This is a genomic window from Giesbergeria giesbergeri (assembly GCF_054779375.1).
Genome location: NZ_BAAGYJ010000004.1, coordinates 48376 through 67622, shown reverse-complemented (window position 1 = coordinate 67622; position 19247 = coordinate 48376). Strand labels below are relative to the sequence as shown.

Here is a 19247-nt window from a genome sequence, read left to right as displayed (position 1 = left end):
ATGTCCGCTCCCCCTGCACGCTCGATAGCTGCCCGCCCTGCGCCCCCCCGTACCGGGGGGCTACTGGGCTGGCTGCGCCGTGAATGGTTGGGTGGCTGGGCGCACAGCCTGACCACGTTGGCCCTGCTCGGCTGCGCTCTCTGGCTGCTGCCACCGTTGGCCGACTGGGCTTTGTGGCAAGCCATTTGGCAACCCGATGTGGCCGCTTGCCAAGCAGCACGGGGCAACGGTGCCTGCTGGGGAATGTTGGCAGAGAAATACCAGTTCATCATTCTGGGCCGCTATCCGCAGGAAGAGGGCTGGCGCCCTTGGTTAGCTTCCGGGCTGCTGCTGGCGCTGGTAGTAGCCAGCGGGATGCGCCGCTGCTGGAACCGTGGGTTGCTGCTGGCTTGGGGGCTGGTGTGGGGTGTATTTGTGGCCCTGATGGGGGGCGGTGTGTTGGGTTGGGCCTCTGTGCCCACCGACCGCTGGGGCGGCTTGCCCCTCACGTTGATGCTCAGTACCTTGTCCATCGTGCTGGCCTGTCCGCTGGCGGTGCTGTTGGCACTGGGGAGGCGTTCCCAGATGCCCGCCGTGCGGGCCTTGTGTAGCTTGTATATCGAACTGGTGCGCGGTGTGCCGTTGATCTCAGTGCTGTTTATGGCCAGTTTTTTGTTTCCGCTGTTTCTGCCAGCGGGGGCCACGCCCGATGTGCTGCTGCGTGTGCTGCTGGGCATTGCCTTGTTTGCTGCCGCCTACTTGGCAGAAACCGTGCGTGCTGGGTTGCAATCAGTGCCACGCGGCCAGATCGAGGCCGCCGCCAGCATCGGGTTGGGCTGGTGGCAAACCCAACGGCTGGTGGTGTTGCCGCAAGCTTTGGGCGCGGTGGTGCCGGGGCTGATGAACAGCTTTATCTCCATCTTCAAAGACAGTTCACTCATCACCATTGTCAGCTTGTATGAGCTGACCGGCTCGTTGGGGCTGGCCCTGAGTGGCGACCCCATGTGGCGTCCGTTCATGCTTGAGGGCTATCTGTTCATCACACTGATTTATTTTGTTGTTTGTGCCGCCATGTCGCGCTACAGCCTATGGGTGGAGCAACAACAGGCAGGCAGCCACGCCCGCTGATTTTTTGAATGCTAGAAGCCATGACTGCCCCTGCCGATACGGCCCCGCTGATCCGTTTTCAGCAACTGAACAAATGGTTTGGCACAGACTTTCATGTGCTGCGCGACATAGACCTGGACATAGCCCGTGGTGAGCGGCTCGTGGTGTGTGGGCCATCCGGTTCAGGCAAATCAACCTTTATCCGCTGCATCAATGCACTAGAACCTTTCCAGCAGGGCCACCTGTGGGTGGCTGGAGTGCCGTTGCACCCCGAAGGCCAAGAAGACGAGCGCACTATTGCCCAAGTGCGCCGCCATGTCGGCATGGTGTTTCAGCAGTTCAATTTGTTTCCGCACCTGAGTGTCTTAGACAACCTGACGCTGGGGCCGATCCATGCCGCCAAGGTGCCACGCGCACAGGCCCAAGCCCATGCACTGGCCCAATTGGAGCGCGTACACATTGCCGATCAGGCACACAAGTTTCCGTTGCAACTCTCTGGGGGCCAGCAGCAACGGGTGGCGATTGCTCGGGCGCTGTGTCTGTCGCCCGATATTTTGCTGTTTGATGAACCCACCTCCGCCCTCGACCCTGAAATGGTGCACGAGGTACTGGATGTGATGACCACATTGGCCCGCCAAGGCATCACGATGGTCTGCGTCACGCACGAGATGGACTTTGCCCGCTCGGTGGCCGACCGTGTGGTGTTTATGGACCAAGGCCAAATCGTGGAACAAGCAGCCCCAGAGGACTTTTTTGCCCGTCCTGCTACCGAGCGAGCGCAGCAATTTTTGGACAAACTGATTGGGCGCAAAAGTGGCAGCCTGCCCACCTGAAGCGGGCCGTGGGGGTTGCCGTTATAGCGGCTGTATCGCAACTTATGACGGCAACATCTTTGTCTTTGCACATCGCTTTTTATTATTTATAAGTTTTAAGAAAATGTTTTACATTCGTTTTGGTTATTAAAAACGGATGGGGCTGCTCCCGTCCGGTGCCAACTTCACCATCGTTCAGGAGTTATCCCATGTCGATTCAAGCCATCAACGTACGCAACCAATTCAAGGGCAAAGTCAAAGAAATCATCCGGGGCGATGTGGTCTCGGAGATTGATGTCGAAACCCCTTGGGGCATCGTCACCTCCGTCATCACCACCCGCTCGGTAGACGATTTGGGCCTGACCCTTGGCTCCGAAGTGGTCGCACTGGTCAAATCGACCGAAGTGTCGATCGCCAAGCTCTAAACCCATAGGAATAGGGATACGCGCCATGACCACTGCTGCTGCACCGCGCCAACTGCATTTGGGCGCTTTTTTGTTTGGTGTGGGCCACCACATTGCTGCTTGGCGCCATCCCAAGGTAGACCCGGCTGCCGCTTTGCGCCCAGCCCACTACCAGCAACTGGCCCGCATTGCAGAATCGGGCCTGTTTGATGCCATTTTTAGCGCCGACACCATGGGCCTGCCCGGCACGCCCGCCGAGGCATTGGCCCGCAACGTGCCGCCGCACCAGTTTGAACCGCTAGAGTTGCTCACCGCCTTGGCCGGTGTCACTGAGCGCATTGGGCTGGTGGGCACGGTCTCCACCACCTACCTGCCGCCCTACCATCTGGCGCGCAAGGTTGCCACACTAGACCACCTGAGCGCAGGCCGTGCCGGCTGGAACCTTGTCACCTCTGGCTCTGACCAAGAGGCCCAACTGTTTGGTCTAGACCAACAAATTTCGCACGCCGATCGCTATGAACGCGCCCGTGAATATGTCGATGTGGTCAAAGGGCTGTGGGACACTTTTGAAGACCAGCCCTATCTGTTGGATAAGGCCGCTGGCCGTTACTTTGACCCGGCCAAACTGCACCGTCTGGCCCACGATGGCAAATACTTCAAGGTACACGGCGCTTTGCAAAGCCAGCGCCCGGTGCAGGGCTACCCGGTGCTGGTGCAAGCGGGCTCCTCCGAAGATGGGCAAGAACTGGCTGCCGCCACCGCCGAGTTGGTGTTTACCGCACACCAATCGGTAGAGAGTGCGCGGGCGTTCTACGCCAGCCTCAAGGGCCGTTTGGCCGCCTATGGCCGTAGCCCCGATGCCCTCAAAATTTTGCCCGGTGTCTCGCCCGTGGTAGGCCGCACCGAGGCCGAAGCGCAAGAAAAATACGAACAGCTGCAAGCGTTGATCGAGCCAGCGGTGGGCTTGGGGTTGCTGTCGCATTTTGTGGGTGGCTTTGATTTTTCTCCCTACCCCCTCGATGGCCCGGTGCCCAACCTGCCGCCCACCGAAGGCTGGCAAAGCCGCCAAGACCTGTTTCTCAAATTGGCCCGCGAAGAAAACCTCACCCTGCGCCAGCTTTACCAGCGCGTGGCTACCGCACGTGGCCACTGGACGGTGGTGGGTACACCTGAGTCGGTGGCCGATCAGTTAGAGCACTGGTTTACCACTGGTGCCGCCGATGGCTTCAACATCATGGCCCCCACGCTCCCCTTTGACTTGCAAGATTTTGTCGATCTGGTGATTCCAGAGTTACAGCGGCGCGGTTTATTTCGCACGGCCTATAGCGGCCACACCCTGCGTGAGCACTTGGGCTTGCCCCGGCCCACCCACCCCGCACAGCAGTCAACACGCCCATGAATTTTCAGCAATTGCGCTCTGTCCGTGAAGCCGTGCGGCGGGGATTTAACCTGACCGAGGTGGCCGCGATGCTGCACACATCGCAACCGGGCGTCAGCCGCCAGATTCGCGAGTTGGAAGAAGAACTGGGCGTAGAAATCTTTGCCCGGGCAGGCAAACGCCTGACGGGCCTGACCCCACCGGGCCAGACCTTGCTGCCCATCGTGGAGCGCCTGTTGCTGGAGTCTGAAAACCTGCGCCGGGCCGGACAAGACTTCAACGCCAGCGAACAAGGGCGCCTGTCTATTGCGGCCACACACTCACAGGCCCGTTATGCCTTGCCGCAGGTCGTGCATGATTTTCGGGCGCTGTTTCCACAGGTCAGCCTGCACCTGCACCAAGGCTCACCACGCCAAGTGGCCGAAATGCTGCTCTCGGGCGAAGCCGATATTGGCGTTGCCACCGAAGCACTGGCAGGCTACGACACCTTGGTCACGCTGCCTTGCTACCGTTGGACGCACAGCATCGTCGTGCCACCGGATCACCCGCTGCTGGCGTATCCCCACCCCATCACCTTAGAGCAACTGGCCCGCTACCCCATCATCACTTATGAACTAGGCTACACCGGCCGCGCCCACATTGACGAAGCCTTTGCCCGCGAAGGCTTGGCACCCGACATTGTGCTCAGCGCGATGGATGCCGATGTCATCAAAACCTATGTAGAACTGGACATGGGTGTGGGCATCGTCGCCTCTATTGCAGTCGATGCCGAGCGCGACCGCCACTTGCGCCTGATCGATGCACGCCACCTGTTTGAAGTCAACCTGACCCGCCTGGGCCTGCGCCGGGGCACTTGGCTGCGTGGCTATGCCTACCAGTTCATTGAAAGCTTTGTGCCCACCCTGACCCGCGCGGTGGTGGATCAGGCCATGCAGGAGGCCCATCACCTTGCCTGAGGGTTCTTGCCTCTGACTCTCAGCCACCCTGCCCTTGGATTTTGAGCCGAATGGCACTGACCTCCCAACCCTGGGCGCGCAAACGCGCTTGCAGCAGGGGCAACAACTGCCGCAGTTTGGCCGCTACGGCATTGTTCTTGACGACCAAACACCAAGTGTCCCCCTCAATTGGCCCCGCTTGCACACTAGGACGCAACAACACGGGAATCAACGGCTCCACCACCCGCAATCGCTCACTGGACTCACGCATCAAGGCCAGCAAGGGCGCCAGCACAGGCGCTTCTTCCGAAGCCTGCATCAACGTAATGGCGTGGTGACGGCGAGCAGAGGTCATGGGGTTGGCGTATGGCTGTGCAGATGCAATAAAAGACCAATTATCTGGCAGCCGCCCATCAGCACCCGTATCCCACATGGCGGCTAAAATCTGGAAACAAGTTTCCGGTGCCGGTAGACTCTCTAGTGCTGTCAACAGCCACAGTGCTGCCTGGCACCACCCGACATCTTCATATCTTCACAGGGATTCGGACACCCTGCGGGCTTGGCCTGCTGGTGTGTTCCCGCTCGCATGGTCACCAACTTCCTTACCAAACTTTTCGGCAGCCGCAACGACAGGTTGCTCAAGCAGTACCGCAAGACCGTGGCACGCATCAACGCCATGGAACCAGAGTTGGAGAAGCTCGATGACGCGGCGCTGCGGGCCAAGACCGAGGCATTTAAACAGCGGGTGGCCCAAGGCGAATCGCTCGACGCCCTGCTGCCCGAAGCCTTTGCCGTGGTACGCGAAGGCTCCAAGCGCGTCATGCGGATGCGCCACTTCGACGTCCAGTTGTTGGGGGGCATGGCCCTGCACTACGGCAAAATTGCCGAAATGCGCACCGGCGAGGGCAAAACCCTCACCGCCACGCTGCCGGTATACCTCAATGCGTTGTCAGGCCAAGGCGTGCATGTCGTCACTGTCAACGACTACCTGGCCAACCGTGACGCCCAATGGATGTCACGCCTCTACAACTTCCTGGGTTTGACGGTAGGCATCAACCTGCCCAACATGCCCCGCGAGGAAAAACAGGCCGCTTATGGCGCCGACATCACCTACGGCACCAACAACGAATACGGTTTTGACTACCTGCGCGACAACATGGTGTACGAGTCGGCCGACCGGGTGCAGCGCCAGCTCAATTACGCCATCGTCGACGAGGTGGACTCGATTCTGATCGATGAAGCGCGCACGCCCCTCATCATCAGTGGTCAAGCCGAAGACCACACCGCCCTGTATCTGGCCATGAACCAGGTGGTGCCGCTGCTCACGCGCCAAGAAGGTGAAGCCGACCCCCGCACGGGCGAGGGCGTGACCAAGCCCGGCGACTTTACGCTGGACGAAAAATCGCACCAAGTGTTCTTGACCGAACAAGGCCACGAAACTGCTGAGCGCGTGCTGGCAGCCCAAGGCTTGCTGCCCGAAGGCTCATCGTTGTACGATCCGGCCAACATCTCGCTGATGCACCACCTGTATGCAGCACTGCGCGCCCACAACCTGTACAACCGCGACCAGCACTATGTGGTGCAAAAGGGCGAGATCGTCATCGTTGATGAATTCACGGGCCGCCTGATGGCCGGACGCCGTTGGAGCGAGGGCTTGCACCAGGCTGTAGAAGCCAAAGAGGGCGTAGCCATTCAGGCTGAGAACCAAACCCTGGCCTCCATCACATTCCAGAACTATTTCCGCCTCTACAGCAAACTCTCGGGCATGACCGGCACCGCCGATACCGAAGCCTATGAGTTCCAAGAGATCTATGGCCTCGAAACGGTGGTCATTCCGCCCAACCAGCCCAGCAAGCGCGACGACCAGCTCGACCGCGTTTACAAAACCACCAAAGAAAAATACGACGCAGCCATCAAAGACATTCGCGAGTGCCACGAACGTGGTCAGCCGGTGCTGGTGGGCACCACCTCGATTGAAAACTCCGAGATCATCGACCACCTGCTAACCCAGGCCGGTCTGCCGCATCAGGTGCTCAATGCCAAGCAGCACGCCCGCGAGGCCGACATCATTGCCCAAGCGGGCCAGGCAGGCATGATCACCATTGCCACTAACATGGCTGGTCGGGGCACCGACATCGTCCTCGGTGGCAACATCGAAAAAGAAGTGGCCGCCATCGAGACCAACGAGGCACTGGATGCCGCCACCAAGGCCAGCCAGATCGAAGCACTGCGTGCGGCCTGGAAGCAAGACAACGAAAAGGTCAAGGCCTTGGGCGGCTTGCGCATCATCGCTACCGAACGCCACGAATCGCGCCGCATCGACAACCAACTGCGTGGTCGCTCTGGTCGCCAAGGCGATCCCGGCTCTTCACGCTTTTATCTGAGTCTGGATGATTCGCTGATGCGTATCTTTGCGGGCGACCGGGTGCGCTCCATCATGGATCGCCTGAAGATGCCCGAAGGCGAAGCCATTGAGGCCGGTATCGTCACCCGCAGTATCGAATCGGCTCAGCGCAAGGTAGAAGCCCGCAATTTTGATGTTCGCAAGCAATTGCTGGAATACGATGATGTTGCCAACGACCAGCGCAAAGTCATCTACCAGCAGCGCAACGACATTCTCGATGCCCAAGCTCTGCAAGATGTGATTCACGCCATGCGTGAAGATTGCTTCACGGATTTGGTGCGCCAACATGTGCCCGCCGAATCGGTAGAAGAGCAATGGAACCTGCCCGCCCTCGAAGCCGCCTTGGCCCAAGAATGGCAATTGCCGCTCCAGTTGCGCGCACTGGTTGAAGGTGCAGAATCCATCACTGACGAAGATATTTTGGAGAAGGTGCTGACTGCCGCCCATGCCGCCTTTCAGGCCAAGGTGGATTTGGTGGGTGAAGACAATTTCACTCACTTTGAACGCATGGTGTTGCTGCAAAACCTCGATTCCAACTGGCGTGACCACCTGAGCGCGCTGGACTATTTGCGCCAAGGCATCCACCTGCGCGGTTATGCCCAAAAGCAACCCAAGCAAGAATACAAGCGCGAGGCTTTCGAGCTGTTTCGCCAGTTGATTGATACTGTGAAAAACGATGTTACCCGCACTTTGATGACCGTGCAGGTACAGTCGCCGACACAGATCGAGCAGGTGGCCGAAGACATGGAGCAACGCGCAGAGCACATTGCCAACGTCACCTACACCGCCCCCACCGAAACCGGCGAAGCCCAAACCACTTTGGACGAAAGCACCGTGCCCCACGCTGCCGCTACCGTGGCCGCCGTGGCTGGTGCCCACATCGGCCGCAACGATCCCTGCCCCTGTGGCAGCGGCAAAAAATACAAGCAGTGCCACGGCAAACTGGCCTGAGCAATAGCGTCATCAAACCACTGCACAATGGCACGGGCTTGGGCCCGTGCTTGCATGTAACCCCATCCTTTGGCTCGTTTCGATTTCATTCAGGAAGCTTCCTATGCCCGTGAATCTGTCTGCTCCTGTGGCCTCCGATCTGCTCCCGGTGGCTGGTGTGCGTATTGGCGTGACCGAAGCTGGTGTACGCAAAGTCAACCGCAAAGATCTGACCGTCTTTTTGCTCGATGAAGGTGCCAGCGTCGCTGGTGTGTTTACCCAAAACCGCTTCTGTGCTGCACCCGTACAAGTCAGTCGCGAGCATTTGGCCGCAGGCCAAGGCATCCGCGCGATGGTGATCAACACCGGCAACGCCAATGCAGGCACTGGCGCACAAGGGTTAGAGAGCGCCCGCGCCACCTGCGCGGCACTGGCGGCTCAGTTGGGCGTGACAGCCGCACAAATTTTGCCGTTTTCGACAGGCGTCATCATGGAGCAGTTGCCCGTGGAGCGCATCACGGCTGCCCTACCTGCTGCCTTGGCCGATGCCCAAGCCGCCCACTGGGGCCGCGCTGCCGAGGGCATCATGACCACTGATACCCTGCCCAAAGCCTACAGCCGCCAGGTCAATATCGCAGGCCAAACCATCACCATTACCGGCATCAGCAAGGGCGCAGGCATGATTCGCCCCAACATGGCTACCATGCTGGGCTTTTTGGCTACCGATGCCGCTATAGATCCAGCACTGGTGCAACCCTTGGTTAAAGCTTTGGCCGATGGCTCCTTCAACCGCGTGACGATTGATGGCGACACTTCTACCAACGACTCATTTGTGCTGGTAGCCACACACCAAGCGGGCAATCCCACCATCACCAGCTTAGACAGCGCCGAAGGCCAAGCACTGCAAGCTGCATTGCTGGATGTGGCGCAAAAGCTGGCCCAAGCCATTGTGCGCGATGGCGAAGGGGCCACTAAATTCATCACTGTGCGTGTGGAGGGTGGCAAAACTGGCGAAGAATGCCGCCAAGTGGCTTACGCCATTGCCCAATCGCCATTGGTCAAAACCGCTTTCTACGCCAGCGATCCCAATTTGGGCCGCATTTTGGCAGCAGTGGGTTATGCCGGTATCGACGACCTCGACCAAACCGGCATCGACCTGTATTTGGATGACGTGCATGTTGCCATCAACGGTGGCCGCAACCCTGCCTACCAAGAAGAAGACGGCCAGCGTGTGATGAAGCAGCAAGAAATCACCGTACGTGTGTTGCTGGGCCGAGGTACAGCGCAAGACACGGTGTGGACTTGCGACTTCAGCCACGAATACGTCACCATCAACGCCGACTACCGCTCCTGATCGCTCCGGCATTGCCGGATGCCTGCTGCCATGACTTCTCCGTTAGAAACCCTGATGGCCCGTGCCGAGCAATTGTTGGCACGCATTGAAACTGTGCTGCCGCAGCCGTTGTCGGCCCCGTCCGACTGGTCGGTGGCTGTGGCTTGGCGTTATCGCAAGCGCAGCAGTGGTCATGCCACGCTGGAGCCAGTGCGCCATGTCAGTGGTATGGCGCTGCACGAGTTGAAAGAAATCGAGGTGCAAAAGGAGAAGATTGAGCGCAACACCCGGCAGTTTGTGGCTGGACGCACCGCCAACAACGTGCTGTTGACGGGTGCGCGCGGCACGGGCAAATCTTCGCTGATTAAAGCCTGCCTTAATGCCTTTGCATCGCAAGGGCTGCGCCTGATCGAGGTAGACAAGGCCGATTTGGTGGATTTGCCTGATATTGTGGATGTTGTCTCCAGCCGCCCCGAAAAGTTCATCATTTTCTGTGACGATTTGAGCTTTGAGGATGGCGAGCCGGGCTACAAGGCGCTCAAGTCTATTTTGGATGGTTCGGTGGCTGCAGCCACGCCCAATGTGCTGATCTATGCCACCAGCAACCGCCGTCATTTGCTGCCCGAATATATGTCGGAGAACCTGAGCTATCGGCACACCCCCGATGGCGAAGTGCATCCGGGCGAGGGCGTCGAAGAAAAAATCTCCCTGTCTGAACGCTTTGGTCTGTGGGTGAGCTTTTACCCCTTCAGCCAAGAAGAATATCTGACGATTGTGGCGCAGTGGCTTTCGGCTTTGGGGCTGGATGCTGCGGCCATTGCCACGGCCCGCCCCGAAGCACTGGTGTGGGCCTTGGAGCGTGGCTCACGCAGTGGCCGCGTGGCGTACCAGTTTGCTCGCGATTATGCTGGGCGCACACAGGCGCAACCTACCCACCCCGAACGCATTGCCGATGTGACCGGGCTGGCAGAGTCCAGCACCCTTTGAATTGATTGCCGAAAGCCTTGCCGTGAGCGATGTCACCCCCAGTGCTGCCTCCCCTGCACGCCAACACACCGAAGTGGCTGTGGGCGTGCTCTTGCGCCCTGACGGCGCACTGCTGCTCTCCACCCGGCCACCGGGCAAAGCCTATGCCGGTTATTGGGAGTTTCCAGGGGGCAAAATCGAAGCCGATGAAACGGTAGAGCAAGCGTTGCGCCGCGAGCTCATCGAAGAACTAGGCATCACCATAGGCCCAGCCACCGTCTGGAAAATCACGGAACACGACTATCCCCATGCTTTGGTGCGCTTGCACTGGTGCAAAGTATGGGACTGGACAGGCGAGTTTGAGATGCGCGAAGGTCAGCAAATGGCTTGGCAACAGCTGCCGTTGCAAGTGCGGCCTGTATTGCCCGGTGCTTATCCGGTGCTGGAATGGCTGGCCCAAGAGCGCGGCCAGCCGTTTGATCTTGCGGCCCTTCAGGCGGGGTAAATAGCCCCAAGCACTCGTGCGCCCCGCGCGCCAGTCACGCTGGGCAGATTGCCCGGCGCCCCGAGCAAGGCTTGGCGGGCCAACCAGGCAAAAGCTGCGGCCTCCACCTGTTGGGCGGGCAACCCGTGGCAATCGCTGGGTTGCACTTTCAAGTGGGGCAATAAGGCCTGCAAACGTGCCATCAGGTGCTGATTGAACGCCCCACCACCGCACACTATCAAGACATCGCTGTGCGGGCCGTGGCTTTGCACGCAGTCCGCACAGACCAAGGCCGTGAACTCAGTCAAGGTGGCTTGCACATCTTGGGGGGCCCAATGGGAACCACCTTCGAGTTGGGCCGCCAGCCAATCTGCATTGAATAAATCGCGGCCCGTGCTCTTGGGGGGAGGCTGGTGCAAAAAGGGTTCGGCCTGCAAACGTTGCAACAAGGCAGCAACCACCTGACCGCTGGCGGCCCAAGCACCCGCAGCATCAAAGGGCTGACCTGTGTGGCGTTGGCACCAAGCGTCCATCAAGGCATTGCCGGGGCCACAGTCAAAACCCAGCACACGACCATCGGCAGCCAAAACACTCAAATTGGAGATGCCACCGATATTGAGCACCAATGTGTCTTGCCCCGGTCGGCCAAACACCTGTTGGTGAAAGGCAGGCACCAATGGCGCACCTTGGCCGCCTGCGGCTACATCGCGGCTGCGCAAATCGGCCACCACGGTGATACCCGTCAATTCGGCCAGTAAGGCCGGGCTGTTGAGTTGCAGGGTATAGCCGGTGCCATCGTAGAGTCCGGGGCGGTGGCGCACCGTTTGGCCGTGGGCGCCCACGGCTGCAATAGCGTAGGCGGGCAAATCACTATCGGCCAACAAGGCCCGAACCACTTGGGCATAGGTACGCGCCAAAGCATTGGCGGCCAGCGCAGCCCGGTGCAGCTCATCGGGGCCGCTGCTGTTCAAGGCCAACAGCTCGGCCCGCAATGTGGGCTGAAATGGTACAGACTGGTGGCATTGCACCATACAACGGTTGCCAGCAAACTCCACCAGCACCCCATCTACCCCATCCAGTGAGGTGCCCGACATCAGGCCAATATAGCGTTCCATGGGGCCTCCAAGCTCTGGCGGCACGGCCAATGCCTGGTTATTGGGCGTTGGCCTGATGCACCAACTCTGCCGATGCCAACTGGAGACGCATGGCCGTAGCTACACGGTCAAAAGCCGGACGTTGGGCGGCAGCCACTGGCGCAGCCGCTTCACTTTGCTTGGCGATGATCATGGGATCTTGGTGGACACCATTGACACGGAACTCAAAGTGCAAGTGCGGCCCAGTGGCCCAGCCCGTAGCACCGACCGCCCCAATGTTCTCGCCTTGCGCAACGCTTTGCCCTTTGCGCACATCCATGCGGCTCAGGTGGGCATAGGCTGTGACATGCTGGTTGCGGTGCTTGATGATGACGATATTGCCATAGCCGTTTTGGGTACCAGCAAACTCCACCACACCATCCCCCACCGTACGCACGGGGGTGCCAGTGGGGGCACCAAAATCAGTGCCAAGGTGGGCGCGCCAAGTTTGGTGGATGGGGTGAAAACGCATGGCAAAACCACTGGTCACACGCGAGAACTCTAGCGGTGAACTCAGGTAAGCGCGGCGCAGGCTTTGCCCCTCCAAGTTGAAGTAGGCTCCTTTGTCTGCACCGGGGGACTGGAACCAAACTGCCTGGTGGGTTTTGCCATTGTTACGAAATTCGGCACTGAGCACCCGACCACTGCGCAATGGCTCACCATCGGCTTCTAGGGTTTCATACACGATGGAGAATCGGTCTCCCTTGCGCAGGGAGCGGCGAAAATCAATCTCGCTGGAGAAGATTTCGGCCACTTGCGTGGCCACGCTGTCGGGGATGCTGGCATCGTCGGTGGCAGCAAAAAGTGAGCTCTGGATAATGCCACCGGCCAAGCGTGTAGAAATGGTCAATGGTGCGGTCTCAAGGCGAGACGTGAACTTGCCTTGCTCATCCTTCTCCACCACCAGCCGGTTGAACAGGCCGTTGTCCTCATGGGCCCAGCGTGCGACCAAACGCAGCAGGCGGTGGTCATCGGTGGTTTCTGCACGTACCACACGGCCATTGCGGCCCAACAGATTTTGTTGGGTGCTGCTGTCACGGCGCAAGAAAGCGGCAGCCGCCGGATCGGCAACACCCATGCGGCGCAACAGAGATTCGGCCGTATCGGTATTGCGCACATTGTCGGCGCGGTACAAGGAGAAACCGACACCATCGGTCAGATCGGCCAAGGTAGAACCGCTGGCCAAGGACTGTACGGGTTGCTCCACCAAACGCACGGGCAAATCGGCAGGATCTGGCCCCAAAGAGGCCACAGCAAAGGCACCTCCACCGCCGGTAAGAAGCACGGTAGCCAATGCAGCGGTGATGCGCTTAGGGTGTTGCTGAAGACTGTGGGAGAGTCGCGAAAGCAAGGCCGTGCTGGCGGTGGTGAAGCCGTTTTTCAAAATTTTCTTCCCAGGGTGAGCGTGTGTCCGGGGCAAAATCCCAGCTGAAAGACTGGGTGCGGCGGAGCGCACAGACTGACGGACTTGCAGCGTCTCAGTTGGGTCTGAAAAAGCGGGCTACTAGAATCCGCCACTGTAAAGTGGGCGAAGTATAGCCAAGCCCACCGTTTAGAAATGTAAGAAATATCATATGGATGACTCTTTTGTGACGCCAACCTCCTTGTCGGACGGGGTACGCCAGGCTTTGGAAATCTCGCTGCGTGGAGTGCAAGAACTCCTGCCCCAAGACGAGTGGGTAAAAAAACTGGTGCGTGCCGAGACCACCGGCCAGCCCTTGCGCATCAAGTTGGGGCTAGACCCTACAGCCCCCGACATCCACATTGGCCATACTGTGGTGCTCAACAAGATGCGCCAATTGCAGGATTTGGGCCACCAGGTGATTTTTCTGATTGGCGACTTCACCAGCCTGATTGGCGACCCTTCGGGCCGCAACAGCACCCGCCCACCACTCACGCCCGAGCAGATCAAGGCCAATGCCGAAACTTACTACCAGCAAGCCAGTCTGGTGCTAGACCCGGCCCGCACTGAAATCCGCTACAACAGCGAATGGTGCGAACCCCTGGGGGCCAGCGGCATGATCCAGCTCGCAGCCAAATACACCGTGGCCCGCATGATGGAGCGTGATGATTTTCATAAGCGGTTCCATAGCGGCCAATCCATCAGCGTGCATGAATTTTTGTATCCACTGATGCAAGGTTACGATTCGGTGGCCCTCCAGTCTGATTTGGAACTGGGTGGCACCGACCAAAAGTTCAATCTGCTGATGGGGCGCCATTTGCAAGTGGAATATGGACAAGAGCCGCAGTGCGTGCTGACCATGCCACTGTTGGTGGGCTTGGATGGCGTGGACAAAATGTCCAAGTCCAAGAACAACTATATTGGTATCACTGAAGATGCCAACAGCATGTTTGCCAAGGTGCTGTCTATCTCAGACACCCTGATGTGGGACTGGTACACCCTGCTGTCGTTCAAGAGTTTGGCCGAGATTGCGGCACTCAAGGCAGAAGTGGCCGGGGGCCGCAACCCCAAAGAGGCCAAGGTCATGCTGGCCAAAGAGATTACGGCACGCTTTCACAGCGTGGCGGCCGCTGATGCGGCGGAGCAAGACTTTATCAACCGCAGCAAGGGCGGGGTGCCCGATGACATCCCGGAGATCAGCCTCTCTGGAGCGCCTCTGGGGATAGGCGCACTGCTCAAGCAGGCCAATCTGGCCCCATCCACCAGCGAGGCCAACCGCCTGATCGATGGCGGGGGCGTGCGTGTCGATGGCAGCGTGGTCAGTGATCGGGGCTTGAAGCTGGCCGCTGGCACCTATGTAGTGCAGGTAGGCAAACGCAAGTTTGCCCGGATTGCACTGGTCTGAGGCCCGTAGCCCCGACCCGGTGCAAGCGGCTGGAGTGGCTCAGGCCATCGTCAGGTGCCGGGTCTGGGCTTGATGGGCACGAAAGAAGGGCAGGTAAGAACGGTCCACATGGCAAATATGGTGGATCAGCCATTCTTTCAAAAAGCCCAAGGCTTCAAAGGTCACTTCTTCACCCTCTTCAAAGCGCATCAGCAAATCCATCGCCTTGCCGGTAAAACCGTCATGCTCGGCCTTGTGCGCAGGGGTTTCTGGATAGTCGTGGTGCTGAAACATCACCTCTTCCACAATAAAGTGGTTGTGGGTGTAGTCCACCAGTCCTTCCAGTACCTCGCCTACGGCTTCACGCCGAGGCAGGGGCTGCGACAGCTCATTGTGCAATCGGTTGGTCAGGTGTACCAGCCATTGGTGCTGGCCATCGATCTCCTCAAAACCCAATTCCAGTTCGGGGGTCCACGGCATGAAGCTCATCGGTGTTTCTCCTGTAGGTGCTTGGCAGGCCCATCCAGCAAAAACCTTGCCTGCCTTATCGTTAAAACCTTGTAGAGGATGTTTTCCGGTTCTTGCTTGACTCAGATCAGAAACTCAAGGAGGCGTAGGGCACAGTACGGGTTTTTGCGGAGTGGGCTTGGTCGTTGAAAATACGCCGCAGCAGGCTTATGTGCAAAGTCTTTTGCATCCTATCGATCCAACCACGACACTTTCATGACACCACTGGACATTCTCATCATGGCGGCAGGCAAGGGCACCCGTATGAAAAGCCGCCGCCCCAAGGTGCTGCACCGCTTGGCAGGCCGTGCCCTTTTGCAGCATGTGCTAGACACAGCAGCACTGTTGCAACCCCGCAGCGCCATCGTGATTACCGGACATGGTGCCGATGCCGTAGAACTGGCGCTGGCCCCTGTGGCCCAAGACCCCGCACCAGCCTTTGCCCTGAAATTTGCCCGCCAAGAACCACAATTGGGCACCGGTCATGCTGTGCAGCAGGCCTTGCCCTTGCTGGCCGGCGATGGCACGGTGCTGGTGCTATCGGGGGATGTGCCACTGACCCAATTCCAAACACTGCACGGGCTGATTGCGGCCTCAGAGGCCGTGGCAGGCGGTGCCTTGGCTTTGCTCACCGTGACCCTGCCCGACCCTAGCGGCTATGGCCGTATTGTGCGAACAGCCGATGGGGCGGTGCAAGGCATTGTGGAGCACAAGGATGCCAGCGAGGTACAGCGCACCATCCGAGAGGTGTATAGCGGCATCATGGCCGTGCCCGCACAGCGGCTGGCGGGCTGGTTGGCCCGATTGAACAACCACAATGCCCAAGGTGAGTATTACTTGACCGACATTGTGGCGATGGCCGTGCAAGAGGGTGTGCCAGTGGTAGGCCACTGCATTGAAGATGCCTTCCAAGTGGCGGGCATCAACAGCCCACTGCAATTGGCTGAACTGGAGCGGGCCCACCAATGGCGTCAGGCTCGTGCACTCATGGAGCAAGGGGTGCGGCTGGCCGACCCTGCCCGCTTTGATTTGCGCGACGATGTGCGTTCTGGTGCCAAGGCCGCACTGGTGTGCGGCCCAGATGTAGAGATTGATGTCGGCTGCATTTTTACCGGCCAAGTAGAGTTGGGCGAGGGTGTGCAGGTGGGTGCCCACTGTTGCATTGCCAATGCACGCATTGCGGCTGGGGCCGTTATCCACCCCTATACCCACATTGATGGCGAGACATTGGGGGCCAGCGTGGGCGAGGGCGCCCTGATTGGCCCATTTGCCCGCTTGCGCCCAGGTGCCGAACTGGGCCAAGAGGTGCATATTGGCAACTTTGTCGAGGTCAAAAACAGCACGCTGGCCGCTGGTGCCAAAGCCAACCATCTGGCCTACTTGGGCGATGCCACCGTGGGCGAACGCGTCAACTATGGTGCAGGCAGCATCACCGCCAATTACGATGGGGCCAACAAGCACCGCACAGTGATTGAGGCCGATGTGCATATTGGCAGCAATTGCGTACTGGTGGCCCCTGTCACTGTGGGGGCTGGTGGCACGGTGGGCGCGGGCACCACCCTGACCAAAGATGCTCCGCCCGGCAGTTTGAGTGTGGCCCGTGGCAAGCCAATCAGCGTTGCCCAATGGCAGCGCCCCACCAAACAACCCAAAGGCTGAATCCAGATGACGCTGCCCACGCCCAGCATTGAACAAGAAGTGGCACAACTGCGTGCGCTGCTGGCGCAACGCGAACACCAACTGGCCGAGATGGGCCAAGCCTATGAGGATTTTCTGCGCGCTGTGTCGCACGATTTGCGCGCCCCACTGCGCCACGTCACCTCTTATGGCACCTTGCTGGCAGAGGTGCTGCCAGAGGCGGGTCTGCAAGGCCCAGCCTGGGAGGAGGCCGAGGAGTTTTTGGGCACCATGAACCAATCGGCCCGGCGCATGGGGCAGATGCTCGATGGCTTGTTGGCCTTGTCGCGTATTGTGCGTGCGCCGCTACAACGCCAATCAGTGGCTTTGGCGGCCTTGCTGGCCGAGGTGCAAACCGAACTGGCGGGGCGCACTGCACAGCGCAGCATTGAGTGGCAAGCCCAGTTGCAAATCACCCATGTCGAGGCCGATGCTGCCTTGTTGCGCCAATTGCTACGACAACTGCTAGACAATGCGCTCAAGTTTACGCAGTCGCGTGTCCCGGCGCGCATTGCCATTGCTTGTTGGCGCAGCACCGAGGGGCAAGTGACTTTGCGCGTGCAAGACAATGGCGTGGGTTTTAACCCAGCGCAAGCCACAGGACTGTTTGGCTTGTTTCAACGCTTGCACAGAGAAAATGAGTTTGAGGGTGTGGGCACTGGTTTGGCAGCGGTGCGCACCATTGCCCAGCGCCACAGTGGTGATGCCCAAGCCAGCGCCTTGCCCGGCGAGGGCTGCACCGTCACCGTGACTTGGCCGGGTTAAGAGCGGCCAACACAACCCATAAAAATCAGGTTTGCGGTCGAGCTGAGGCGTAAGTCAGTGAGTAGGCAGCGCGCCTGGTGCGGCAAGGTGCAGCAGGCCGTATCGATAGTTGTGTTAGTGGCTTTAATTGCACTGCCAGACAGACCGCTGACCTTGTTTTTACCTCTAGCGATGGCTCAATCGGTTTGAGTATTACTCGGCCTCGATACCTGCCGCCTTGATCACCTTGCCCCACTTTCGGGTTTCGGCGGCTTGGAACTTGGCGAGTTCATCAGGTGAGGTCGTCCAAGCCTCAGAGCCGGCGTTGTCAAAGAAGCTCTTGGCCGCAGCGCTTTGGGTTGCGGCGGCCAGCAGTTCATTGAGGCGTGCTACTACCGGAGCGGGTGTGCCAACGGGAACGTAGGCTGCAAACCAGTAGCCCATGTCGTAGCCTTTCACGCCAGCTTCGTCCAGTGTGGGTACGTCGGGCAATTGCGCACTGCGTTTTTGGGTGGAGTAGCCCAAGGCCCGCAGCTTGCCCGCCTTGACCTGTGGCACGCCGGTGGAGGTGTCGGTGATCATCAGGTCGATCTGCCCGCCCAGCAGATCGGTGATAGCCAGCGGGTTGCTCTTGTAGGGCACGTGCAGGATGTCCACACCAGCCAGCTGCTTGAGCATTTCACCCGCCATGCGGCTCGATGAGCTACCGCTGCCAAAGCTCAGCTTGCTGGGGTTCTTCTTGGCAAAGGCCAGCAGCTCGCCCACGTTCTTGTACGGTGCGCTGGCGTTGACCACCAGCACCTGTCCGCCCTTGCCTAGGCCGGTGACAGGGGCGAAGTCTTTCACTGGGTCGTATGAGAGTTTTTTGTACAGGTGCTCGTTGGCCGCATGCGTAGTGTTGGTGGTGATGAGTACACTGTAGCCATTAGCCGCAGCCTTGGCTACGGCGGACGCAGCGATCATGCCGCTGGCACCAGCTTTGTTGTCGATGACCACGGGCTGCTTGGTCTCGGTGGTGATGGATTGGCCCAGCGCGCGTGCCAGCTGATCTGTGGCGCTGCCTGCAGCAAAAGGAACCACAAACGTGATGGCCTTGGCCGGGTAAACAGGAGCTTGCGCCAGTGCAACAGTGCCGTGCAATGCGCCCAACGCCAGCAGGGCAGAGGCCGTGGCATGACGGCGGCCCAAGTTGATCAGCGATTTTTTTTGGCTCATGTTGTCTCCTTGTGTATAGGTATGAAAGGCGGAAAAGGAATGGGGAACTGAGAAAAGAAAGACTGGCTACGACCGTGGGCCGCCGAAGTGCTGTACCAGCGCGGCGGGCACCTGCACGGGCAGGTCTAGCAGCAGATAGCTCAGTGCCTTGCCGTGGCTGTCGAGATTGAGCGCATCGTTGACGCCACCGTCGAGCACGTCATCGAGCACGATGTTCATGGCCTGCAACTGGGGCAACAGATAGCGCGTAACCTGGCGCGGTTGGCGCAGAGCGAACTGCCGGGCCACGGCGGATTCGGTGACCTGATCGACCAGCGTATCCCACAACGCGGGGTGCCAGGCGATGATGCTGATGTTGGAGCGGTTGCCCTTGTCGCCCGTGCGGCTGTGGGCCAGACGGTAGAGTGGAACCGTGATCGTGGGAGCAGTTGCGCAAGTCATGGTGGGTATTTC

At 59.3% G+C, this 19247-nt stretch carries 18 protein-coding genes; 12 read left to right on the top strand and 6 right to left on the bottom strand.

Annotated elements, in window-relative coordinates; genetic code table 11:
• The 5 genes from ACYVB2_RS09275 to ACYVB2_RS09255 all read left to right on the top strand — a co-directional run bounded on the left by ACYVB2_RS09275 (position 1) and on the right by ACYVB2_RS09255 (position 4636).
• Positions 1-1107 (top strand): amino acid ABC transporter permease, encoded by a 1107-nt coding sequence (locus tag ACYVB2_RS09275; protein ID WP_382432679.1) that lies wholly within the window; start codon positions 1-3, stop codon positions 1105-1107.
• Between the two features lie 20 nt (positions 1108-1127).
• The gene (locus ACYVB2_RS09270) at positions 1128-1919 is read left to right on the top strand and encodes an amino acid ABC transporter ATP-binding protein (RefSeq protein ID WP_382432681.1); all 792 of its coding nucleotides are present in this window, start codon (positions 1128-1130) and stop codon (positions 1917-1919) included.
• Positions 1920-2107: 188 nt separating this feature from the next.
• Positions 2108-2323 carry a TOBE domain-containing protein gene (locus ACYVB2_RS09265; protein ID WP_382432683.1) on the top strand — a complete coding sequence of 72 codons (216 nt, stop codon included), beginning with the start codon at positions 2108-2110 and terminating at the stop codon, positions 2321-2323.
• 25 nt (positions 2324-2348) lie between these two features.
• Positions 2349-3701 carry an LLM class flavin-dependent oxidoreductase gene (locus ACYVB2_RS09260; RefSeq protein ID WP_382432685.1) on the top strand — a complete coding sequence of 451 codons (1353 nt, stop codon included), beginning with the start codon at positions 2349-2351 and terminating at the stop codon, positions 3699-3701.
• Complete coding sequence (locus tag ACYVB2_RS09255; RefSeq protein WP_382432687.1) at positions 3698-4636, top strand: CysB family HTH-type transcriptional regulator; 939 nt, start codon at positions 3698-3700, stop codon at positions 4634-4636. The genes ACYVB2_RS09260 and ACYVB2_RS09255 overlap by 4 nt, the downstream gene beginning before the upstream one ends.
• A 19-nt stretch (positions 4637-4655) precedes the next feature.
• Here ACYVB2_RS09255 and ACYVB2_RS09250 read toward each other — a convergent pair whose 3' ends face one another.
• Positions 4656-4970 carry a hypothetical protein gene (locus ACYVB2_RS09250; protein ID WP_382432689.1) on the bottom strand — a complete coding sequence of 105 codons (315 nt, stop codon included), beginning with the start codon at positions 4968-4970 and terminating at the stop codon, positions 4656-4658.
• Positions 4971-5201: 231 nt separating this feature from the next.
• On the opposite strand from ACYVB2_RS09250, the gene secA reads away from it, so the two are divergent.
• The 4 genes from secA (at position 5202) to ACYVB2_RS09230 (ending at position 10753) form a co-directional block, all read left to right on the top strand.
• Positions 5202-7970, top strand: coding sequence for a preprotein translocase subunit SecA (secA, locus tag ACYVB2_RS09245; RefSeq protein WP_382432691.1), 2769 nt, complete (start codon positions 5202-5204; stop codon positions 7968-7970).
• Positions 7971-8073: 103 nt separating this feature from the next.
• Positions 8074-9303 (top strand): bifunctional glutamate N-acetyltransferase/amino-acid acetyltransferase ArgJ, encoded by a 1230-nt coding sequence (argJ, locus tag ACYVB2_RS09240; protein ID WP_460536276.1) that lies wholly within the window; start codon positions 8074-8076, stop codon positions 9301-9303.
• 30 nt (positions 9304-9333) lie between these two features.
• A complete protein-coding gene (locus tag ACYVB2_RS09235) occupies positions 9334-10269 on the top strand; it encodes an ATP-binding protein (protein WP_382432693.1) in 936 nt (311 codons plus the stop codon).
• Positions 10270-10291: 22 nt separating this feature from the next.
• Positions 10292-10753 carry an NUDIX domain-containing protein gene (locus ACYVB2_RS09230; RefSeq protein ID WP_382432695.1) on the top strand — a complete coding sequence of 154 codons (462 nt, stop codon included), beginning with the start codon at positions 10292-10294 and terminating at the stop codon, positions 10751-10753.
• On the opposite strand, the gene ACYVB2_RS09225 is transcribed toward ACYVB2_RS09230, so the two are convergent.
• Positions 10741-11847 (bottom strand): anhydro-N-acetylmuramic acid kinase, encoded by a 1107-nt coding sequence (locus tag ACYVB2_RS09225; RefSeq protein WP_382432697.1) that lies wholly within the window; start codon positions 11845-11847, stop codon positions 10741-10743. The genes ACYVB2_RS09230 and ACYVB2_RS09225 overlap by 13 nt on opposite strands.
• A gap of 37 nt (positions 11848-11884) precedes the next feature.
• On the bottom strand, positions 11885-13249 hold the full coding sequence (locus ACYVB2_RS09220; protein ID WP_382432699.1) for a peptidoglycan DD-metalloendopeptidase family protein: 1365 nt from the start codon (positions 13247-13249) through the stop codon (positions 11885-11887).
• Positions 13250-13439: 190 nt separating this feature from the next.
• Here ACYVB2_RS09220 and tyrS point away from each other — a divergent pair, with 190 nt between their 5' ends.
• Positions 13440-14672 carry a tyrosine--tRNA ligase gene (gene tyrS, locus ACYVB2_RS09215; RefSeq protein WP_382432701.1) on the top strand — a complete coding sequence of 411 codons (1233 nt, stop codon included), beginning with the start codon at positions 13440-13442 and terminating at the stop codon, positions 14670-14672.
• 39 nt (positions 14673-14711) lie between these two features.
• Here tyrS and ACYVB2_RS09210 read toward each other — a convergent pair whose 3' ends face one another.
• Positions 14712-15140, bottom strand: coding sequence for a bacteriohemerythrin (locus ACYVB2_RS09210; protein WP_382432703.1), 429 nt, complete (start codon positions 15138-15140; stop codon positions 14712-14714).
• A 234-nt stretch (positions 15141-15374) separates the two neighbouring features.
• On the opposite strand from ACYVB2_RS09210, the gene glmU reads away from it, so the two are divergent.
• Both glmU and ACYVB2_RS09200 read left to right on the top strand, forming a co-directional pair.
• On the top strand, positions 15375-16817 hold the full coding sequence (gene glmU / locus ACYVB2_RS09205; RefSeq protein ID WP_382432705.1) for a bifunctional UDP-N-acetylglucosamine diphosphorylase/glucosamine-1-phosphate N-acetyltransferase GlmU: 1443 nt from the start codon (positions 15375-15377) through the stop codon (positions 16815-16817).
• A 6-nt stretch (positions 16818-16823) separates the two neighbouring features.
• Positions 16824-17600: a sensor histidine kinase gene (locus ACYVB2_RS09200; RefSeq protein ID WP_382432707.1), complete on the top strand. Its 777-nt coding sequence runs from the start codon at positions 16824-16826 to the stop codon at positions 17598-17600.
• Positions 17601-17792: 192 nt separating this feature from the next.
• Here the strand turns inward: ACYVB2_RS09200 and ACYVB2_RS09195 are convergent, their stop codons facing one another.
• Both ACYVB2_RS09195 and ACYVB2_RS09190 read right to left on the bottom strand, forming a co-directional pair.
• Positions 17793-18794, bottom strand: coding sequence for a Bug family tripartite tricarboxylate transporter substrate binding protein (locus tag ACYVB2_RS09195; protein WP_382432709.1), 1002 nt, complete (start codon positions 18792-18794; stop codon positions 17793-17795).
• Positions 18795-18860: 66 nt separating this feature from the next.
• Positions 18861-19235, bottom strand: coding sequence for an AtuA-related protein (locus ACYVB2_RS09190; RefSeq protein ID WP_460536267.1), 375 nt, complete (start codon positions 19233-19235; stop codon positions 18861-18863).
• Positions 19236-19247 lie beyond the last annotated feature (12 nt).